This window comes from Candidatus Planktophila sp. (genome assembly GCF_044232745.1).
In the GTDB taxonomy this organism is placed as follows: Bacteria; Actinomycetota; Actinomycetes; order Nanopelagicales; family Nanopelagicaceae; genus Planktophila.
Genome location: NZ_JBIILI010000007.1, coordinates 1 through 15,899, shown reverse-complemented (window position 1 = coordinate 15,899; position 15,899 = coordinate 1). Strand labels below are relative to the sequence as shown.

14 protein-coding genes and 3 tRNA genes are annotated in these 15,899 nt (G+C 45.6%); 14 read left to right on the top strand and 3 right to left on the bottom strand.

Annotation, left to right across the window (positions count from 1 at the left end):
- The first annotated feature begins 148 nt into the window (after positions 1-148).
- The 6 genes from gyrB to AC9UGD_RS05170 all read left to right on the top strand — a co-directional run bounded on the left by gyrB (position 149) and on the right by AC9UGD_RS05170 (position 5,949).
- Positions 149-2,104: a DNA topoisomerase (ATP-hydrolyzing) subunit B gene (gyrB, locus tag AC9UGD_RS05195; protein ID WP_509570497.1), complete on the top strand. Its 1,956-nt coding sequence runs from the start codon at positions 149-151 to the stop codon at positions 2,102-2,104.
- Positions 2,104-4,599, top strand: coding sequence for a DNA gyrase subunit A (gyrA, locus tag AC9UGD_RS05190; RefSeq protein WP_509570495.1), 2,496 nt, complete (start codon positions 2,104-2,106; stop codon positions 4,597-4,599). The genes gyrB and gyrA overlap by 1 nt, the downstream gene beginning before the upstream one ends.
- Before the next feature lie 100 nt (positions 4,600-4,699).
- A tRNA-Ile gene (locus tag AC9UGD_RS05185) sits at positions 4,700-4,774 on the top strand.
- Positions 4,775-4,787: 13 nt separating this feature from the next.
- A tRNA-Ala gene (locus tag AC9UGD_RS05180) sits at positions 4,788-4,860 on the top strand.
- 50 nt (positions 4,861-4,910) lie between these two features.
- A complete protein-coding gene (locus AC9UGD_RS05175) occupies positions 4,911-5,423 on the top strand; it encodes a peptidylprolyl isomerase (RefSeq protein WP_509570492.1) in 513 nt (170 codons plus the stop codon).
- A complete protein-coding gene (locus AC9UGD_RS05170; RefSeq protein ID WP_509570489.1) occupies positions 5,416-5,949 on the top strand; it encodes a rhomboid family intramembrane serine protease in 534 nt (177 codons plus the stop codon). Before AC9UGD_RS05175 ends, AC9UGD_RS05170 begins: the two co-directional genes overlap by 8 nt.
- A gap of 59 nt (positions 5,950-6,008) precedes the next feature.
- Here AC9UGD_RS05170 and AC9UGD_RS05165 read toward each other — a convergent pair whose 3' ends face one another.
- On the bottom strand, positions 6,009-6,293 hold the full coding sequence (locus AC9UGD_RS05165) for a cell division protein CrgA (RefSeq protein ID WP_509570487.1): 285 nt from the start codon (positions 6,291-6,293) through the stop codon (positions 6,009-6,011).
- On the opposite strand from AC9UGD_RS05165, the gene AC9UGD_RS05160 reads away from it, so the two are divergent.
- Complete coding sequence (locus tag AC9UGD_RS05160; RefSeq protein WP_509570484.1) at positions 6,292-6,942, top strand: aminodeoxychorismate/anthranilate synthase component II; 651 nt, start codon at positions 6,292-6,294, stop codon at positions 6,940-6,942. The two genes, AC9UGD_RS05165 and AC9UGD_RS05160, sit on opposite strands and share 2 nt — an antisense overlap.
- 17 nt (positions 6,943-6,959) lie before the next feature.
- Here AC9UGD_RS05160 and AC9UGD_RS05155 read toward each other — a convergent pair whose 3' ends face one another.
- Positions 6,960-8,510, bottom strand: a complete 1,551-nt coding sequence (locus AC9UGD_RS05155) for a protein kinase domain-containing protein (protein ID WP_509570481.1) — start codon at positions 8,508-8,510, stop codon at positions 6,960-6,962.
- A complete protein-coding gene (locus tag AC9UGD_RS05150) occupies positions 8,503-9,279 on the bottom strand; it encodes a PP2C family protein-serine/threonine phosphatase (protein ID WP_509570479.1) in 777 nt (258 codons plus the stop codon). The genes AC9UGD_RS05155 and AC9UGD_RS05150 overlap by 8 nt, the downstream gene beginning before the upstream one ends.
- 30 nt (positions 9,280-9,309) lie before the next feature.
- Between AC9UGD_RS05150 and AC9UGD_RS05145 the strand changes: the two genes are divergently transcribed.
- From AC9UGD_RS05145 to AC9UGD_RS05115, 7 genes are all read left to right on the top strand, one after another.
- On the top strand, positions 9,310-9,987 hold the full coding sequence (locus AC9UGD_RS05145) for a glycerophosphodiester phosphodiesterase (RefSeq protein WP_509570477.1): 678 nt from the start codon (positions 9,310-9,312) through the stop codon (positions 9,985-9,987).
- 3 nt (positions 9,988-9,990) lie between these two features.
- Positions 9,991-10,821: a prephenate dehydratase gene (gene pheA / locus AC9UGD_RS05140; protein ID WP_509570474.1), complete on the top strand. Its 831-nt coding sequence runs from the start codon at positions 9,991-9,993 to the stop codon at positions 10,819-10,821.
- Positions 10,818-12,077 (top strand): serine--tRNA ligase, encoded by a 1,260-nt coding sequence (gene serS, locus AC9UGD_RS05135; protein ID WP_509570472.1) that lies wholly within the window; start codon positions 10,818-10,820, stop codon positions 12,075-12,077. The genes pheA and serS overlap by 4 nt, the downstream gene beginning before the upstream one ends.
- Positions 12,074-12,886 (top strand): HAD-IIB family hydrolase, encoded by an 813-nt coding sequence (locus AC9UGD_RS05130; RefSeq protein WP_509570469.1) that lies wholly within the window; start codon positions 12,074-12,076, stop codon positions 12,884-12,886. Before serS ends, AC9UGD_RS05130 begins: the two co-directional genes overlap by 4 nt.
- A gap of 48 nt (positions 12,887-12,934) precedes the next feature.
- A tRNA-Ser gene (locus AC9UGD_RS05125) sits at positions 12,935-13,020 on the top strand.
- A 120-nt stretch (positions 13,021-13,140) separates the two neighbouring features.
- Entirely contained in the window at positions 13,141-13,941 is an 801-nt protein-coding gene (sdhC, locus tag AC9UGD_RS05120) for a succinate dehydrogenase subunit SdhC (RefSeq protein WP_509570466.1), read from the top strand.
- Positions 13,942-13,954: 13 nt separating this feature from the next.
- A complete protein-coding gene (locus AC9UGD_RS05115; RefSeq protein WP_509570464.1) occupies positions 13,955-15,835 on the top strand; it encodes a fumarate reductase/succinate dehydrogenase flavoprotein subunit in 1,881 nt (626 codons plus the stop codon).
- The last annotated feature ends 64 nt before the right edge of the window (positions 15,836-15,899 follow it).

Genomic DNA, 15,899 nt, shown 5'->3' with positions numbered 1-15,899 from the left:
GCTCAAAGTTCGGCTATACCCGTCCACAGGGCTTTTTTCGGCTATTTATTAAGGCCATTTATGACTAGGATAAGGACATTCCGAGAGGCCCATCCTCTCCATAAGCCCTCACGGGCGATTTAACCGATTGTCTAGGAAAGGAGTTGCCGTGGCCGAGAGCTCCTATAACGCCAGCAACATCACCGTCCTAGAAGGCCTAGAGGCGGTTCGCAAGCGCCCAGGAATGTATATCGGCTCCACCGGCGAACGCGGCCTCCACCACCTGGTTTATGAAGTGGTCGATAACTCTGTTGATGAAGCCCTGGCAGGACATTGCACTGAAATCAACATAACCCTTATGGCTAACGGCGGGGTCGAAGTAATCGACAACGGCCGCGGAATCCCGGTTGATATCCACCCAGTTGAAAAGAAGCCAGCACTTGAAGTTGTGCTTACAGTTCTGCACGCAGGTGGAAAATTCGGCGATGGTGGTTACTCAGTTTCCGGTGGCTTACACGGTGTTGGTATTTCAGTTGTTAACGCACTTAGTACAGATCTTTCAGTCATTGTTCAGCGCGACGGAAGTTTTTGGTACCAAGAGTACAAACTCGGCGTTCCTACAGCTCCGGTACGCAAAGGCGATGCATCAACACAATCCGGAACCACTGTTCAATTCTGGCCGTCAAAGGAAATCTTTGAGACAACAGATTTTTCTTTCGAAGTCTTATCAACACGTTTTCGCGAAATGGCATTTCTTAACAAAGGTTTGATTTTAACTTTGACAGATATGCGTGACGGACATGTTGATGAAAAAGGTGAACAGCTAACAGTTCGCTATGAATACGATGGCGGTATTGCAGATTTTGTAAAGCACCTCAATTCAACTCGTGGCGAAACCCATAAATCAATTATCTCTTTTGCATCAGAAGATAAAAAGAACAAGATTTCATTAGAAGTTTCCATGCAATGGAACGCTGGATTTTCTGAATCGGTTTATACCTTCGCAAACACAATTCATACCCACGAAGGTGGTTCTCACGAAGAGGGTTTCCGCACCGCGTTAACATCGATTGTTAATAAGTTCGGCGAAGAACAAGGATTTATTAAAAAGAAAGAAGACCGCCTAACTGGCGATGATGTTCGTGAAGGTTTAACAGCAATTGTTTCTATTAAGTTAGCAGACCCACAATTTGAAGGTCAGACAAAAACAAAACTTGGTAACTCAGAAGCAAAAACCTTCACGCAAAAAATTGTTAATGAAGAGTTAACTAGTTGGTTTGAGCAAAACCCTGCTGAAGGCAAGGAAATCGTGCGTAAAAGCATTGATGCAGCGGCAGCCCGTGTTGCAGCCCGCAAAGCCCGCGACTTAAGTCGCAACCGAAAAGGATTGTTAGAAGGTCGCGGAATGCCGGGCAAGTTAGCTGATTGCCAATGGACCGATCCTGCAAAATGCGAGCTCTATATTGTCGAAGGTGACTCTGCAGGTGGTTCCACAAAAGGTGGTCGCGATTCACGCAACCAAGCAGTGCTACCAATCCGCGGAAAGATTTTGAATGTTGAAAAAGCACGTATCGACCGCGTTCTACAAAACAACGAAGTTCAAGCCCTAATTACAGCGCTTGGTACTGGTGTTCATGATGATTTTGATATCGAGAAGTTGCGCTACCACAAGATCATTTTGATGGCAGATGCTGACGTCGACGGACAACACATTCGCACACTACTTTTAACTTTGTTATTCCGTTTTATGCGCCCATTAATCGAACAAGGGTATGTGTACTTTGCTCAACCACCACTGTACAAACTTAAATGGGCCGGTAAAGAACCGGTCGAATACGCATTTAGTGATCGCGAGCGAGATGGCATGATCGAACTTGGTGTCGCTGCTGGAAAACGTCTTCCGAAAGATGATGGAATCCAACGCTTCAAAGGTTTGGGTGAAATGCCAGCAAAAGAACTTTGGGATACAACCATGGATCCAGAGCACCGCGTCTTGGTTCGGGTCACATTAGATGATGCTGCTGCGGCAGATGATTTATTTTCAGTACTAATGGGCGAAGATGTTGAAAAGCGTCGTGCGTTTATTCAACGTAACGCTAAAGATGTTAGGTTCTTGGATATCTAATGGATGAATTAAACCCAAACAACCTGGAAAACTTTGACAAGATCGAAACAGTTGATCTTCAAGTTGAAATGGCTCGTTCGTATCTTGACTATGCAATGTCAGTTATTGTCGGTCGCGCATTACCCGATGTCCGCGACGGTTTAAAACCTGTTCATCGCCGCGTTTTGTATGCAATGTATGACGCTGGTTATCGACCAGATAAGGGTTATTACAAATCTTCGCGCATCGTTGGTGATGTCATGGGTAATTACCACCCACACGGTGACACCGCTATTTACGACTCTGTCGTACGCCTAGCCCAGCATTGGTCACTGCGATACCTATTGATCGATGGAAACGGAAACTTCGGCTCTCCTGGAAACGATCCAGCAGCTGCCATGCGTTACACCGAAGCTCGTTTGTCTTCACTTGCGATGGAGATGATGCGGGATATCGATGAAGACACAGTTAATTTCATCCCAAACTACGACGGCCGTTCACAAGAACCAACAGTCCTACCAAGCCGTTTACCAAATCTTTTAGTTAATGGTTCTGCCGGTATTGCGGTCGGAATGGCAACAAATATTCCACCGCACAACCTGCGCGAAATTGGCGAAGCTGTTATTTACTCTCTTGAACGCCCAGAGATGAAACAAGAAGAGTTACTGAATGAATTAATCAAGATTGTTAAAGGTCCAGACTTTCCCACAAAAGCTTTAATTGTTGGACGTACCGGAATCGAAGAGGCGTATCGCACAGGTCGCGGATCAATCACTATGCGCGCAGTTGTTCAGGTCGAAGAAATCAACAAGCGCACCTGTCTTGTAATTTCTGAACTTCCATACCAAGTAAACCCAGACAATCTAGCGCTAAAAATTGCAGAGCTTGTTAAAGATGGAAAGATTAAAGGCATCGCAGATGTTCGCGATGAAGGTAACGAACGTTTAGGTCAACGCCTTGTTATCGTCTTGCAACAATCTGCAATTCCAAAGGTTGTCTTAAATAACCTATACAAACAAACACAGTTACAAGACACATTCGGTGCCAATATGTTGGCACTTGTTGATGGCGTGCCTCGCACATTACGTCTCGATGAATTTATTCGTTACTACATCGAACACCAAATCGAAGTGATTGTTCGCCGCACTAAATATCGTTTGGCTGAAAAAGAAAAACGCGCACATATTTTGCAGGGCTACCTAAAAGCACTTGATGCATTAGATGCGGTAATTGCATTAATTCGCGCATCAACCACCCCCGAAGAAGCCCGTACAGGTTTAATGAAACTGCTCAGTGTTGATGAAATTCAAGCTAATGCTATTTTGGATATGCAGCTGCGTCGTATCGCTGCTTTGGAGCGTCAAAAGATCAATGATGAATATGACGGTCTCATGGCTGACATTGTTGAACTTAACAAGATTCTTGTAAGTCCAGAAAGACAACGCGAAATTGTAAAGACAGAGCTTTCAGAATTAGTCGCAAAGTATGGCGATGATCGCCGCACACAAATTGTGGCAAGTGAAGGCGATTTCAGCGCCGAAGATTTAATCCCAGATCAAGATGTTGTTGTAACTATTACTCGTGGTGGGTATTCAAAACGCACCATGGCTGATCTTTATCGATCACAACGCCGTGGTGGTCGCGGAGTAAAAGGTGCGGCGTTAAAAGAAGATGATGTTGTTGATCATTTCTTTGTTGCATCAACCCATGATTGGTTGTTGTTCTTTACTAACCAAGGTCGCGTCTACCGTTCAAAGGTTCACGAACTACCTGATGCAGGACGTGATGCACGAGGCCAACATGTTGCAAACTTAATGGCCTTTAAACCAGATGAAAAAATCGCCGAAGTTTTGTCATTGAAGGATTACACAATTTCACCATTCTTAGTTCTTGCCACCCGCAATGGATTAGTGAAGAAGACACCATTGGTTGAATACGACTCACCTAGAACCGGCGGTTTAATTGCAATTACCCTAAAACCTGGTGATGAAGTTGTCTCTGCATCATTGATTAATTCCGATGATGAATTGTTATTGGTATCGACAAAAGGAATGTCCTTGCGATTTACCGCAGATGACGAATCACTGCGATCAATGGGTCGATCAACAAGTGGTGTTATCGGAATGAAGTTCCGCGCAGATGACAACTTGCTGACTATGGCGCGGGTTAATGCAGATCTTGCTAAGGATTCATTTGTATTTACAGCTACCGATGGCGGCTATGGAAAGAAAACACCAATCGATGAGTATCGCTTGCAGGGTCGTGGTGGCATCGGTATTAAAGCGGCAAAAATAGATGAGAATTCACGCGGCTCCCTTGTTAGCGCATTGGTGTTACGTGATGAGGATGAAGTACTTGCTATTACTTCAGCTGGAACTGTCATGAGAACCCCTGCAGCCGAAGTCCGCCAGACCGGACGAGACAGCATGGGTGTGCGCTTGGTGAACCTTGATGAAGGTGTGAGCCTGTTATCTGTCACCAAAAACGGCGAAGATGAGATTTCAGCGAAAAGTTAGTATGGTTCGCATCCTGAGTAATTGGCGCTAACGCTCGTTTTGGGAGTTAGTGAAGTTCAAGGTAATCTTGCGCTTCTGCAATAAAGAGAAATCTTGTTGCGGGCCCATAGCTCAGCCTGGTTAGAGCGCTTCCCTGATAAGGAAGAGGTCGGTGGTTCAAGTCCACCTGGGCCCACCCGTTCTAATACGGGGACCTAGCTCAATTGGTAGAGCACCGCCTTTGCAAGGCGGGGGTTAGGGGTTCGATTCCCCTGGTCTCCACACAGTTTGATTTCACCGCACCAACACCATCGATAAGAAAAGAGAAAACCATGTCATCAACAGCAACTCTGCACACATCACTAGGTGACATCGTTATTGAACTTTTCCCAAACCATGCACCAAAGACAGTTGCAAACTTTGTTGAGTTAGCAACCGGTGCAAAGGAATGGACCGATCCACGCACTGGCGATAAGTCAACTGCAAAGTTGTATGACGGCACAATTTTTCATCGCGTCATCGACGGTTTCATGATTCAAGGTGGAGATCCACTTGGTCGCGGAACTGGCGGACCTGGTTACCGTTTCGCAGATGAGTTCCACGGCGAACTAACATTTGATCGCCCATACATTCTTGCGATGGCAAACTCAGGACCAGGAACAAATGGTTCACAATTCTTTATTACCGTTGCGCCAACTACCTGGTTAAACCGCAAGCACAGCATCTTTGGTGAAGTAAAGGATTCTGCAAGCCAGGCAGTAGTTGATGCTATTGCAACAGCAAAGACTGGCGCACAGGACAAGCCAGCAACTGACATCACGATCAACAGCGTTACAGTTGCTTAAGCGTTCTGCCACTTACTCATTAATCGCAGTAATCTGCGCGGCTTACCTTGTGCAGTTGGTTGTTCCATCAATCGAACAACATCTTGTACTTCCTAATCTCGATTACATAAAAAGCTCAAACGAGTGGTATCGATTAGTAACTGTTGCATTAACTCACGCAGGTTTACTACACCTTGGTTTTAATATGTATTCGCTGATGGTTTTAGGAAATCCAATAGAGGCAGCTTTTGGTCCACGTAAACTATTAATTGTTTTCTTTGTTTCACTACTTACTGGCTCTCTAGCTTCTGCATACTTTGCATCCGCTTATAGCTACTCGGTTGGTGCATCTGGTGCGATCTTTGGATTATTTGGTGCATTTGCAATTGTTGGCACAAAAATAGGCGCCGATATTCGATCCATAGTTGTAATTATTGGAATCAACTTTGTCATCGGCTTTGCAATGGGCGGGGTTGATTGGCGCGCACACCTAGGTGGATTAATCGGCGGGGTAGCAGCAGCCCAGCTTGTAATGGCTAGGAAATAAGTTATCCACAGGTTTTACCCACACTGTGGATCGAATTACAACGGTGTAATTAGAAGGTATTAGCGCCAGCGGGTGGCGAGTGAAAAGCCAGCGCCGATAAAACCAAAACCAATAATCATGTTCCAGGCACCAATTCCAGGAACTGGATACTCGGTTTGGGTCACATAGAAGACCACAATCCAGAACAAGCCGATTAAGAAGGCCGCGACCATTGTTGGAGCAAGCCAGCGTGGGCTTTCCAATGGTGCATGAGGCGTCTGGACATCAACCTCTTGAATATGAGCGCGTTGCTCAGCGACCTTTTTACGTAGCTTTGATTTAGGCATACGCGAAAGATACACCATGAGACAGAATGCTCCTATGGCCACCAAGATCCTCGTCATCGACAACTACGACTCCTTTGTCTTTAATTTGGTGCAGTACCTGCAGCAATTAGGAGCTGAATGCACCGTCGTTCGAAATGATGCTGTGGCAGCTGATGAAGCGGGTAAGTATGACGGTGTCCTTGTTTCTCCCGGACCCGGAACTCCTGAAAAAGCGGGGGTATCAGTAGCGATGATTAAGTACTGCGCCGAACATTCGATTCCATTGTTTGGTGTTTGCCTAGGTCATCAAGCAATCGGTGTTGCATTTGGAGCAACTGTTTCGCGAGCACCCGAATTACTTCATGGAAAAACTTCACTTGTGTATCACAAACAAGAAGGTGTCTTGTCAGATTTACCATCACCATTTACTGCAACTCGATATCACTCGTTGTGTGTTGAAAAAGATTCTGTGCCAAACACATTGCACATAACAGGATCAACTGATTCAGGATTGGTTATGTCGATGCAACACACTTCATTGCCGATACAAGGTGTGCAGTTTCACCCAGAATCTGTTTTAACTGAGCACGGACACCAGATGCTTGCTAACTGGTTAGTGATGTGTGGAGATAAAGGCGCTCGCGAACGCGCAGTTGGCTTATCTCCAGTTGTTGGCACCAGCAATTAAATATTCGCTAGGTAAATCTAGGGCGCTTTATTAATTGTAATTGTTACTGATTTACCAATTGTTTGTGTTGTTCCAGCATCTGGTGCTTGTCGAATAACAACACCAATCGTTTGATTTGCGTCATAACCAAAGACTTCATTGACCAAGAAACCTGCCTGCACCAAAAGAGTTTTAGCTTGAAGCGCATCAGTTCCAATCAACGATGGAACCAACACCTGACCGCTTGCAATTTGCAACACAACTCCACTACCAGCTGTGATTGTTGAACCAGGTTCTGGTGTCACCTTTAAAACTGTTCCTTGCGCTTCATCCGATGGAACCGCTTCAGTAGCGGATATCAATAAACCAACAGCAGATAAAGCGGTACGTGCATCTATTAGTGACAATCCCACTAAATCAATTGGAACAATTGAATCTCCAGGCCCATCTGAAATCGTTAGTACAACACCTGAACCCTTTTGTGCCCGAACGGTTGCAAGTGGAAGCTGGCTAGCAACGCGATCCTTTGGAATCCGACCATCGTGTGCGCGAGTAATAGTGACAACATAATCACCTAACAAAGCTTCGGCTTCGGCTTGAGTTAATCCAACAACATTGGGCAACTGCGGCAATCCTGCAGGATCTACGCTTGGCTTGGTCAAGAACAAGCCAGCTGCAAGCACGCCAATAGCCGCTACACCACTGATTGCTCCAATCAATACCTTACGTCGCGAAATGGGAGCTTTCGCGATTTTTGTTGTTACAACTTGGCCAGCTTTTATCTTGTATAAATCATCCAACATTAATCCAGCGGACTGATATCGGTCATCAGGGTTTTTAGCCAAAGCGATTGTTAACAAGGTATCAATACCCGTAGGTAGGTCAGCAACAATTTTGCTTGGAGTAATTAAATTACCTGAAACATGTTGGTATGCAATTGCAACCGGAGTTTCACCTGTAAATGGTGGTTGTCCTGTCAATACTTCGTAAAGCAAACAACCAGTCGAATAAATATCACTTCGAAGATCAGCCATTTCGCCAAGTGCTTGTTCTGGTGAGAGATATTGCGCAGTGCCGACTACATTCCAGGTACTTGTTAATGTTGCACCTAAATCGGCAAGCGCGCGTGCGATTCCAAAATCCATCACCTTTACATCGCCATGATCCGTAATCATGATATTTGCAGGTTTAATATCTCGGTGCACAATTCCACTGTGATGTGAATATTCGAGCGCTGCCAAAATGCCTTCACCAATTTCAAGCGCGCGTTTTAACGGAACACGTTCACCTTTATGAATTAATTCTCGAAGAGTGTGTCCGGAAATTAATTCCATCACAATGTATGGCGCTGGTTCTTCACCCGAGTCATAGACAGCAACAATTCCGGGATGGTTAAGACCCGCAGCAGCGAGTGCTTCTTTTCGAAAACGGGCAACAAAGGATGGATCTCGCGCTAAATCGCTGCGCAAAACTTTGACCGCAACTTGGCGTGCAAGGCGAGTGTCTTGTGCGACATACACATCAGCCATTCCGCCGGTGCCAATCATTTCGCCAATTTTGTAGCGCCCACCGAGCAACACATTAATCATGAGCTGCCCCTAACAGAATTGATTGAGTCGTTGATGTATCAGAAATATCAGCGATCAGGATGGTGACATTATCAGGTGCGCCGTTTATATATGTTGCATCATTTAAGAACTTAACTGCATCCGCTTTATCAGATTTCTTTAAGCCAACTTTGATCTCTTTATCCGTCAAAACACCAGACAAACCATCAGAACACAGTAAATAGCGATCACCTTTTTTAACCTCGTACATTTGCAAAACGGGTGTCACATCGCCATCTCCGCGTAAGGCCTGAGTCAACATCGAACGTTGAGGGTGCTCCGCAGCCTCTGCCTCAGAAATCGCACCTTGATCCAACAATTCTTGGATAACGGTGTGATCGTTACTGAGTTGTTCCAAAGTGTTGCCACGCAACCGATAACACCGTGAATCACCAACATGTAATAAAGCAATTCGGTCGTTGCGAATCAGCAATGCGGTCAATGTGGTACCCATGCCGCGTTTTTCAATTTCTTCATCTGCCACCGCGGCAATTTCTAGATCAATACTATGTAGAGAGTGCATTAATAAATCTTCCACAGAATCATCATCGATTTCAGCTGCGGTTAGTGTTGGTGCCAGTTTTTCTAAAACTTGTACCGCGATACGGGATGCGACCTCACCTGCAGCATGGCCACCCATTCCGTCGGCGACTGCAATTAATTGGGCAGAAGTAAATGCCGAATCTTCATTACCTTGGCGAACCAAACCGATAGCCGAACGCGCAGAGGTTTCAAAGAAGTGCGCGCTCATGATGTAAGCCTAACGGTGTAACCTTCAAAGATGAAGATCTACGCGCACCGCGGATCCTCGATCGAGCATCCTGAGTTAACAATGGCTGCCTACAAGGCTGCCATTGATGATGGTGCCGATGGTTTTGAATGTGATGTTCGCTTAACCAAAGATAACCAGTTGGTTTTGTGGCATGACGCAGATATGCAACGGGTTGCCGGTAATTCGGCGCGGATCGCAGACTCAACTTTCAAGGAAATCAAGTCACATTATGCGCAAGCGATTACATTGGAAGAATTATTAATTCTCGCTCGCGATAATAAAAAAGACCTAGCAATCGAAACTAAGCACCCAGTCCCGTCGGCAAGTGCGGTTGAAAAAAAGGTAATGCGCTTACTTGCGCAAGAGAAACACGTTGCAGATATTCATGTCATGTCATTTTCCTGGCTCGCTTTAGAAAATATAAGAAAGATCGATCCTAATCAAAAGACTGTTGCTTTACTGCACGATACTTTTTCATTTGCAATGCGGAGGTTTACGTCGGCACAATCAATCGGCCCCGGAATCACAGCATTTAGAAATAAACCACAGTTAAATCAAGATCCACGCAATCTCTTTATATGGACCGTTGATGATGCCGACGATATGCACTTTTGCGCTGATAATGGTGTCGATGTCTTGATTACCAATACCCCGTCATATGCAAGGTCGGTACTCGGGTACAATTAGTAAGTGAGTACATACGCCTATCTCGGTCCCAAGGGAACATTTACAGAGGCGGCTCTTAAAAAGATCACTTCTTCTAATGATCGCCTTATGCCATATGCCAACGTCACCGCTGCTCTGGATGCGGTCCGTCTTGGTAAAGCCCACTTTGCGCTAGTACCAATTGAAAACTCAGTCGAAGGCGTTGTCGCACGCACTCTTGATGAGCTAGCAACAGGCGAACCTTTAGCAATTGTTGGTGAAGTTACCTTGCCTGTTTCATTTGCATTAATGATCAAAGGTGATGAAAAAGAGATATTACGAATCGCTACGCACCCACATGCCGAAGCACAGTGTCGCAACTATGTTGCCACTAATTATCCAGATGCAGAATTAATTTCTACGGCATCAACGGCAGCAGCAGCAGAGGCAATTGCACGCGGAGAATTTGATGCAGCAATCGCAGCACCGGTTGCAGCTGCGCACTATGGATTACGCGTTATTGCAGACAACATTGGTGATAACCCCGGAGCTGTTACTAGATTTATTGTGGTTGCAAAACCAGGTTCGATCCCGAAAAACACGGGCTGGGACCGCACATCCTTGGCAGTCTTTATCGGAGTCGATCACGCTGGTGCGTTGCTCGATATCTTGACTGAGTTCGCCAAGCGCGAAGTTAACTTAACTTTTATTCAGTCACGTCCAACCGGAACATCCCTTGGCCATTACCATTTCATTATTGACGCCGAAGGTCACATCGCAGATGCACCTGTGAAGGAGGCAGTAGAAAGCCTTCGAGCAATCTGCGAAGACATCAGATTTCTTGGCTCATACCCACGAGAAAAGGCAAGTAAATGATCGACATAAAGTACCTACGCGAACACCCTGATGCGATACGTGCATCACAAAAAGGGCGTGGGGAAGATGTAACTATCGTTGATAAAGTTTTAGCAATTGATGACATTCGACGCGCAGCGCTAGAAAAGTTTGAAACGTTACGCGCAGAACAAAACGTTTTGTCTAAATCAGTTGGTGCCGCAAGTGGCGCGGGAAAAGCAGCGTTGTTAGAAAATGCCAAAGAGCTAGCTGCAAAGGTAAAAGAAGCCGATTCACAGCGCGCAGAAGTAGAAGAACAAGCAAAACAATTGATTATGCAGCTATCAAACATTTTGGATCCAGAAGCGCCGATTGGTTCAGAAGCAGATTTTGTTGTTATCGAACATGTTGGCACACCGCGTACATTTGATTTTGAACCAAAAGACCATGTCGAACTAGGTAAATTACTGGGCGCGATTGACACCGAACGTGGTGCCAAGGTTGCAGGTTCACGTTCTTACTATTTAACAGGCGTTGGTGCGATGCTGGAATTTGCACTTGTTAATTATGCAATTTCATCTGCAAATAAAGCTGGCTTTACTCCGGTAATTCCACCAGTACTTGTAAATCCTGCTGCAATGGAAGGTACTGGCTTTTTAGGACAAGCAGCAGAAAATGTCTATCACCTTGAAAAAGATGATGTATATCTAGTTGGTACATCTGAAGTCCCATTGGCTGCAATGCACATGGATGAAGTCTTACCAGCTGACAAACTACCAATCCGTTACGCCGGTTATTCGTCATGTTTCCGCCGTGAAGCTGGTACATACGGAAAAGACACCCGCGGAATTATTCGCGTTCACCAATTCGATAAAGTCGAAATGTTTTCTTTCTGCCACCCAGATCACGCTAAAGAAGAACATAAACGTTTATTGCAATGGGAAAAAGATTTCCTCAACGCAATGGAGATCCCATACCGTGTCATCGATGTCGCATCAGGAGATCTAGGATCTAGCGCAAACCGTAAGTTTGATATTGAGGCGTGGATTCCCACACAAAACGCTTACCGTGAAGTCACGAGCACCTCTAACTGTGCAGAGTTTCAGGCCCGACGCTTAAATATTCGCTTTAAGGATGCCGATGGCACTAAAGCGGTTGCAACACTTAACGGCACATTAGTTGCAATTCCGCGCATGATTGTTGCGATTTTAGAGAATCACCAAAATGTAGATGGAACAGTAAATGTTCCTGCGGCGCTGCAACCTTTCTTAGGCGTGACACGATTTGAGCTGGTGTGAACAAACGCCCTAAATTAATTGCAACAGATTTAGATGGAACAATCGTTTCGCATAAAGGTGTAATTTCACAGCGCACGATTGATGTTTTTACTAGGGCGCGAGATCTTGGTGTCCATGTTTTCTTTGTAACAGGACGTCCACCTCGGTGGATGGGTGAAATCCGAGACGCATTTGGTTTTGGTTCTGCAATTTGTTGTAACGGCGCAATGCTGTATGACTTAATGAATGACGCGGTTCTTGAAGAATGGATGATTTCAATTGAGGATCAATTAGAAGTCGTCAGACGTATGCGAATTGCAATGCCTGAGATGTCATTTGCTGTCGAATCCAACGATCACTATCACCGTGAAATTGCCTATGTTCCCAAATGGGATATTGGGATGGATGATGTCGGTGTGGAAAAAATTGAAGATGCAATCAAGCGCCCAGCTTTAAAGATTTTAGGTAGATGCAGCAATCACGAATTCACATCAGATCAAATGGTTGAGGTTGCACATAGAGAAGTACAAGATCTTGTAACTGTTACCCACTCAACATCAAAAGATTCACTTATTGAAATTTCAGCGCTCAATATTTCAAAGGGCACCTCACTTGCAATGATGGCAGGGCGACTCGGGATCACCGCCGATGATTGTGTGTCTTTCGGCGACAATCCCAATGACTTTTCAATGCTTGCATGGGCAGCTCGTTCATATGCAATGTCAGATGGGCACCCAGATGCGCCATTATTCGCAAAAGATGTGGCAGAACCATGTACGGCCGATGGAGTCGCAAAGATCATCGAACAACTCTTGGATCTTCCCGCTTAATTACTGGCCGATTTTTGGCTAGGGCTAAATTCAGGTAATCTCTCCCACGGAGGGCTCGCATAGCGGCCGAGTGCACCGGTCTTGAAAACCGGCAAACGAAAGTTTCGTGGGTTCAAATCCCACGCCCTCCGCCATTTTTGTGAAGTTGTGGCTGAGTTCATACCGCGTAAGCGCGTATTTACCTAGCCACTTTTTCATGTCGGGAGCAGACTTAGCCCCTAGCAACAAACGGACTTACACCAGGGGAGTTGTACATGTCAGGTGTCTTTTCACCAACGCGCGCAAAGATAAAAGAGCGCACACTTCGCACAGATAAGTGGTGGTTGCAACCACTTCTAACTTTTGGAGTTCTTTTCTCTTTTGTTATTTATGCAACCTTCCGTGCGTTCGAAGGCGACAACTACTACAAAGATCACCTGATCTCACCTTTTTATTCACCATGTTTGTCCGAAGCGTGCGTACCTGAAGCAACGGTTTTTGGCTTCACACCAGTTAGTGCAGAAATCTTTAACTTCGCATTATCACCAGCCTTAATTATTTTGATCTTCCCACTTGGTTTCCGAATGACCTGTTACTACTACCGCAAGGCGTATTACCGTTCATTCTGGTTCTCTCCACCAGCATGTGGTGTTGCAGAACCTCACAAGAAATACACAGGCGAAACCCGACTTCCTTTAGTCGGTCAAAATATTCACCGTTACTTTTTCTATGCGGGATTGGTGTTTAACGTTTTCCTTACCTACGACGCAATCATTTCGCTGAAAAATGTTGAAGGACAATGGGGACACCTAAGCGTTGGTTCACTTGTACTTTTCGCTAGCTCTGGCTTGTTGTGGTTTTACTCATTGTCGTGCCATACCTGCCGTCACACTGTTGGTGGTCGTTTAAAGCATTTCTCAAAACACCCAGTTCGATACAAGATGTGGACAACAGTTTCTGTTCTTAATACAAAACATCAACAGTTTGCCTGGTTTTCACTAGCTGCTGTTGCCTTCGCCGATATCTATGTTCGCCAAGTTGCAACCGGCGCATGGACTAACTTCTACTTCTTCTAAAGGGAAATCGACTATGACACTAGAAAGCCATTCATACGATGTCCTTGTAATCGGTGCCGGAGGTGCTGGATTACGTGCTGCTGTAGAAGCTCGCGAATCAGGGCTACGCGTAGCAATCATCTGCAAATCCCTATTTGGTAAGGCCCACACCGTTATGGCAGAAGGTGGCGCTGCTGCATCAATGGGAAACGTTAATGACAAAGATAGTTGGATGGTGCACTTTCGCGACACTATGCGCGGCGGCAAATTCCTCAACCATTTCCGCATGGCCGAACTGCATGCAAAGGAAGCGCCAGATCGCATTTGGGAGCTTGAAACATGGGGCGCGCTTTTTGATCGCACTAAAGAAGGAAAAATTTCACAACGTAACTTTGGTGGGCATGAATACCCACGCCTTGCTCACGTTGGCGACCGCACAGGATTAGAACTAATTCGCACGATGCAACAAAAGATTGTTCAGTTGCAACAAAAAGATGGTCGCGAAACCGGTGATATGGAAAGTGGAATTAAAGTTTTCGCCGAATTAACTATCACTGACATCCTTAAAGAAAATGGAAAGATTTCTGGCGCTTATGGATACTGGCGCGAATCTGGCGAAGAAGTTTTGTTTGAAGCTCCCGCAGTTGTAATTGCAACTGGCGGAGTTGGAAAAACTTTCAAAATTACTTCTAACTCGTGGGAAGGTACTGGCGACGGACATGCACTTGCATTAAAGGCTGGTGCAAACCTGGTTGACATGGAGTTCTTACAGTTCCACCCAACAGGAATGGTATGGCCACCTTCTGTTCGAGGAATTTTGGTAACTGAATCTGTTCGTGGTGAAGGTGGAGTTCTTACAAACAACCTTGGCGAGCGATTTATGTTCAAGTACATTCCAGATGTATTCAAAGATAAGTACGCAGACAATGAAGCAGAAGCTGATCGCTGGTACGAGGATCAGGACAATAACCGTCGTCCGCCTGAGCTATTGCCGCGCGATGAAGTTGCGCGTGCGATTAATAGCGAAGTAAAAGCAGGACGCGGAACAGAACATGGCGGAGTTTTCCTAGATGTTTCAAAGCGTTTGCCAGCAGAATTAATCAAAAAGCGCTTGCCATCTATGTGGCATCAGTTCTACGAACTTGCTGGCGTAGACATAACTAAGGAAGCAATGGAAGTTGGCCCAACCTGTCACTACGTCATGGGTGGCGTTGAAGTTGAGCCAGATACTGCAGCAGCGGTAGGGGTTCCGGGCTTATTTGCAGCCGGCGAAGTTGCTGGTGGCATGCACGGTTCGAACCGTTTGGGTGGAAACTCATTAACTGATCTTTTGGTATTTGGTCGTCGCGCAGGAGTTGGCGCGGTCGATTACGTTAAGAAGAATGGCGCAAATCCTGTAAGCCAAGCAGCAATTACTGCAGCAGCTAGCAAGATCCAGGCACCATTTGATCGCGAAGGTGGCGAAAACTCATATTCACTTCACGCCGAGCTTCAGGAAATTACACACAACCTTGTCGGAATTATTCGAACAGGTAGCGAACTAAAGGAAGCAATCGCTAAGATTGCAGAAATTAGAAAGCGCAGTGCAAATGTTTCTGTTAGTGGTGGACGTAAGTTCAACCCAGGTTTCCACTTAGCTTTTGATTTAGACAACATGTTGTTAGTTGCCGAATCAACAGCAAAATCAGCGATCAATCGTGAAGAATCTCGCGGAGGTCACACTCGTGATGACTTCCCGGGTATGGATAATAAGTGGCGCCAGATAAACAACATTTCTTCCTTTGATGGCAATCAGGTAAATATCCGCGAACAAGTATTGCCAACGATTCCTAAAGAACTCTTCGACCTCTTTGATATTCATGAGCTGGAGAAATACATGACACCGGAAGAAATTGCGAAAGGCGGTTCCAACTAATGGCGCGCAATATTAAACTTCGCATTTGGCGTGGAGATTCAACTGACGGTGGCCTGAAAGATGT

Excerpts from the sequence above, each read along its gene's own strand:
- sdhC (WP_509570466.1), top strand. The coding sequence starts at position 13,141 with ATGTCAGGTGTCTTTTCACCAACGCGCGCAAAGATAAAAGAGCGCACA.
- AC9UGD_RS05165 (WP_509570487.1), bottom strand. The coding sequence starts at position 6,293 with ATGGTGTATCTTTCGCGTATGCCTAAATCAAAGCTACGTAAAAAGGTC.
- AC9UGD_RS05155 (WP_509570481.1), bottom strand. The coding sequence starts at position 8,510 with ATGATTAATGTGTTGCTCGGTGGGCGCTACAAAATTGGCGAAATGATT.
- AC9UGD_RS05150 (WP_509570479.1), bottom strand. The coding sequence starts at position 9,279 with ATGAGCGCGCACTTCTTTGAAACCTCTGCGCGTTCGGCTATCGGTTTG.
- AC9UGD_RS05175 (WP_509570492.1), top strand. The coding sequence starts at position 4,911 with ATGTCATCAACAGCAACTCTGCACACATCACTAGGTGACATCGTTATT.
- gyrA (WP_509570495.1), top strand. The coding sequence starts at position 2,104 with ATGGATGAATTAAACCCAAACAACCTGGAAAACTTTGACAAGATCGAA.
- AC9UGD_RS05160 (WP_509570484.1), top strand. The coding sequence starts at position 6,292 with ATGAGACAGAATGCTCCTATGGCCACCAAGATCCTCGTCATCGACAAC.
- serS (WP_509570472.1), top strand. The coding sequence starts at position 10,818 with ATGATCGACATAAAGTACCTACGCGAACACCCTGATGCGATACGTGCA.
- AC9UGD_RS05145 (WP_509570477.1), top strand. The coding sequence starts at position 9,310 with ATGAAGATCTACGCGCACCGCGGATCCTCGATCGAGCATCCTGAGTTA.
- AC9UGD_RS05115 (WP_509570464.1), top strand. The coding sequence starts at position 13,955 with ATGACACTAGAAAGCCATTCATACGATGTCCTTGTAATCGGTGCCGGA.